At 51.5% G+C, this 3307-nt stretch carries 3 protein-coding genes and 1 pseudogene; 3 read left to right on the top strand and 1 reads right to left on the bottom strand.

All coding sequences use genetic code 11. The features are described 5' to 3' along the window. The coding region (locus ACR0P9_RS09610; protein WP_432619595.1) for an MATE family efflux transporter at positions 1-778 on the top strand (778 nt) is incomplete at its 5' end. Between the two features lie 15 nt (positions 779-793). On the opposite strand, the gene ACR0P9_RS09605 is transcribed toward ACR0P9_RS09610, so the two are convergent. Further along, on the bottom strand, positions 794-1492 hold the full coding sequence (locus ACR0P9_RS09605) for an HAD family hydrolase (protein ID WP_432619593.1): 699 nt from the start codon (positions 1490-1492) through the stop codon (positions 794-796). Positions 1493-1647: 155 nt separating this feature from the next. Between ACR0P9_RS09605 and ACR0P9_RS09600 the strand changes: the two genes are divergently transcribed. After that, complete coding sequence (locus ACR0P9_RS09600; RefSeq protein WP_432619591.1) at positions 1648-3135, top strand: DUF3794 and LysM peptidoglycan-binding domain-containing protein; 1488 nt, start codon at positions 1648-1650, stop codon at positions 3133-3135. A 16-nt stretch (positions 3136-3151) separates the two neighbouring features. Beyond that, positions 3152-3307: pseudogene (locus ACR0P9_RS09595) on the top strand (stage IV sporulation protein A); the annotation flags it as partial.

Here is a 3307-nt window from a genome sequence, read left to right as displayed (position 1 = left end):
TGTCCGCGGTGCGGCGTATGCGACAGTCATTGGTCAGATTGTCTCCTGTGTTGTCGCTTTGGCCTTTCATCTTGCCGTCAACAAGGAAATCACAAACGGTCTGCGCTATATCAAGCCATCCAAGCGTCTGATTCAGCAGATCTACACCATTGGATTGCCTGCTATCATCGCACAGGCACTCATGTCCGTCATGACGTATGGACTCAATCTGATTCTCGGCACGGTCAGTGAAAATGCCGTGACTGCCTACGGTCTATACTACAAAATTCAGCAGTTTTTGTTGTTTGCCGCCTTTGGTCTGCGCGATGCCATCACGCCGATTGTCTCGTTCAACTACGGAATGCGTGACAAGCAGCGCGTCAACGCAGGCATCAAATATGGTATGCTGTACACACTCATCATCATGCTGGTCGGCACATTAGCACTCGAGCTGTTTGCCTCTCCGCTGTCCTCTATTTTTGGTCTGTCCGGCGAAACCGAGCAGCTGTGTATCTATGCGATTCGCATCATTTCGCTCAGTCTGATTTTTGCCGGAGCCAATGTCGCCTTTCAGGGTATTTTTCAGGCACTGCGCAGCGGTATGGAATCGCTGGTCATCTCTCTGTGCCGTCAGTTGATTTTTGTTCTGCCGGTCGCTTGGCTGCTGGCACGCCTTGGTTTGCGCACAGAAATGCCTTCCCTCGTCTGGTGGACATTCTTGTTTGCAGAAGTGGTTTCTGCCGCGATTGCCTGTGTGTTCATGCGCCGCATTCGCAAAACCAAAATTGCTTCCATTTAACACAAAAGACGGATCTCAGGAGAGACCCGTCTTTTTCTTTATCTTATCGCACAGCATCGCATACAGCTGTCCATGCTCTTGGATGACACAATCCACCTGTTCTCCGACCCAAATCAGCCCAGAGTCCTCCGGATCAATTACAATGACATAGCCAATACCCGCGCCGCGCGCTGCATAGGCGCCCGCCACCGCATCTTCAATCACAATACAGTCTTTCGGATGCATATGCAGGCTCTTTGCCGCAGCACAATAAATATCCGGTGCCGGTTTTCCGCGAAAGCTGCCATCGGTACAGACAATATCTTCTCGCCGGAACCAACGATCCAATTGCAAATTGTCATAATAGAAATCGACACTCGCGGGATTGGATGATGTCGCAATGGTAAAGGGAATCTTATGCTTTTTGAGAAAATCCAAGATCTGCGGAATGCCGTCCGCCAAGTGAAAGAGTTCCGGATGCGCCAGGCACAACTCTTTATACGCTTGTCTCTTGTCCAAAATCAACGCTTGCTTCTCATCCATCGTCAAGGAATTGCCCCAGAAAATATCGACGGTTTCTGTGCTGGATCTTCCATTGGCCGTGCGCAAAAACTGGTCAATGCCAATGCTTCGCCCCATAGTCTTTTCCGCCAGCATGTTCCACGCCTGATATTGCAGAGGCGTATCAAATAACATCGTTCCATTGAAGTCAAAAATCACTGCAAATCGCTGCATCACGGACACCTCCTCTCAAATACACACCTTCTGGTCTCAGTATACTACAACCTTCGACTCCCCGCAATTGATTTTCTTGTCATACTTTTTTCCGCTCCGCCATAACACTATATCAACAGCATCATCCAGGAACACTTGACATAGGAGGAAGGCATATGGAACCGAAAAAAAGTACGTTTGGTATCAGCCATTTGCTGCTGGATACCGTAAATACCTATGAAGAAACCGCAGATGCCATTGTCCCGGATACATTTCCCGATCTCATGCGCATTGCCGCTGTCTTTGGCAGCCCACAGCTCAAGGACGATGTGCCGCAATCCGGCCGCGTCTTTTTGTCCGGCAGCATTCGCATGACGGTGTTTTATGTTCCCGAGGGCGGCGGATTGCGAAAGCTGGACATACCAGTGAGCTTTGCACACATCGAAGAGGCGGAGGGCATCCAAGAAAGCTGTCAATTGTTCGCTTCCTGCCGTGTGGTATCGGCAGATGCCCGTATTATGAATTCCCGCAAGCTGTCTGTGACGGCAACACTTTGCATTTCCTGTCAGGTCTTTGCGCCGGAGTCGCTTTCTCTGACAACCGGATTTGACGAATCAGAGGAAGAGTTAGAGCTTCTTCCCGCTTCTCACATTGTCACGCTGCCGGTCGCTGCCTGCCGCCGAGAATTTACGCTGATGGACGATGTCAATCTCACGGATTTTTCGCGCTACAGCAGCATTGCCGTCCCCCGCGCGGAACTGCGGCTCTCAGACTGCCGTCTGATGAATGAAAAAGCCATTATCAAGGGCGATGCTGTATTGCATCTGCTCGCAGAGACAACCGACGGTCTCTTGGAAAACACCGATTGCGTGCTGCCATTTACACAAATTTTGGAGGCAGACGGCATGAAAGACGAGCAGCAGCTCAGTGTCCGCTTTTCTGTGCGCCATCTGGATGCAGAACTGCGGGATGACGGCCTCATCAGTGTCGGACTCGGTGCTTCGGTTCTGCTCACTGCCTTTGAAACACTCACACTGCAAACGATTGAAGATGTCTATCATCTCCAACATCCCGTGCAAACGGAAAGCCGGTCGATAGAGCTTCCCACCTGCCGTTTGATTCCCGAAATGGGATGTGAAGCGTCCGAAACACTCTCTGTCGGCATGAAAATCGCACAAATCGCCGACGTCACAGCGGTTCCCGACCGTTTGATGCAGGAATCAACTCCCCTGTCTCTGCGCATGATGGTCTGTGTGGTGTATCGCGCAGAAGACGGTTCCTATTATTCCATTCACCGCGCGGTGCAAATGCCGCTGGATGCGCCGGAAACAGCCGGAACCGTGCGATTGCAGTCTCTGCAATGCCGCGCCTCTGCCGCAGTCAGTGGAGAAGATTCCCTTGTGTTATCTCTCAGCGGACGCTGTGCACTGCTCGCGCAAGAACCGCTGACCATTCGCGATTTGACCGCACTCACAATTGACACCGATGTATGCAGTTCAACGGCTCCTGTGTCCGTAATTTTGCGGTATATGGAAGCCGGAGAGCGGTTGTGGGACATTGCTAAGAGCTATCGCACCACAGTAGACGCCATTCGCCAAGCCAATCAAATCAGCGGGGATTCTATCAGTACGCAGGCACAAATGTTGCTCATCCCAGTCCGATAAGTACACGGAGGTGTATATGGAACGTCAAAAACTATACGAAGATATTAGCCGCCGCACCGGCGGCACCATTTATATCGGCGTTGTCGGGCCGGTTCGGACGGGAAAATCCACGCTCATCAAGCGATTCATGGAAACGCTTGTGCTGCCCGGCATCGACAACGTATACCGGCGT

The sequence above is a fragment of the Butyricicoccus sp. genome (genome assembly GCF_050872565.1).
GTDB lineage: Bacteria > Bacillota > Clostridia > Oscillospirales > Butyricicoccaceae > Butyricicoccus_A.
The sequence above is the reverse complement of the archived record's forward strand: the minus strand, read 5'-3'. Positions and strand labels throughout refer to the sequence as shown.

What these genes read in the sequence shown, in the direction of transcription:
- ACR0P9_RS09600 (WP_432619591.1), top strand. Translation starts at nt 1,648, where the DNA reads ATGGAACCGAAAAAAAGTACGTTTGGTATCAGCCATTTGCTGCTGGAT.
- ACR0P9_RS09605 (WP_432619593.1), bottom strand. Translation starts at nt 1,492, where the DNA reads ATGCAGCGATTTGCAGTGATTTTTGACTTCAATGGAACGATGTTATTT.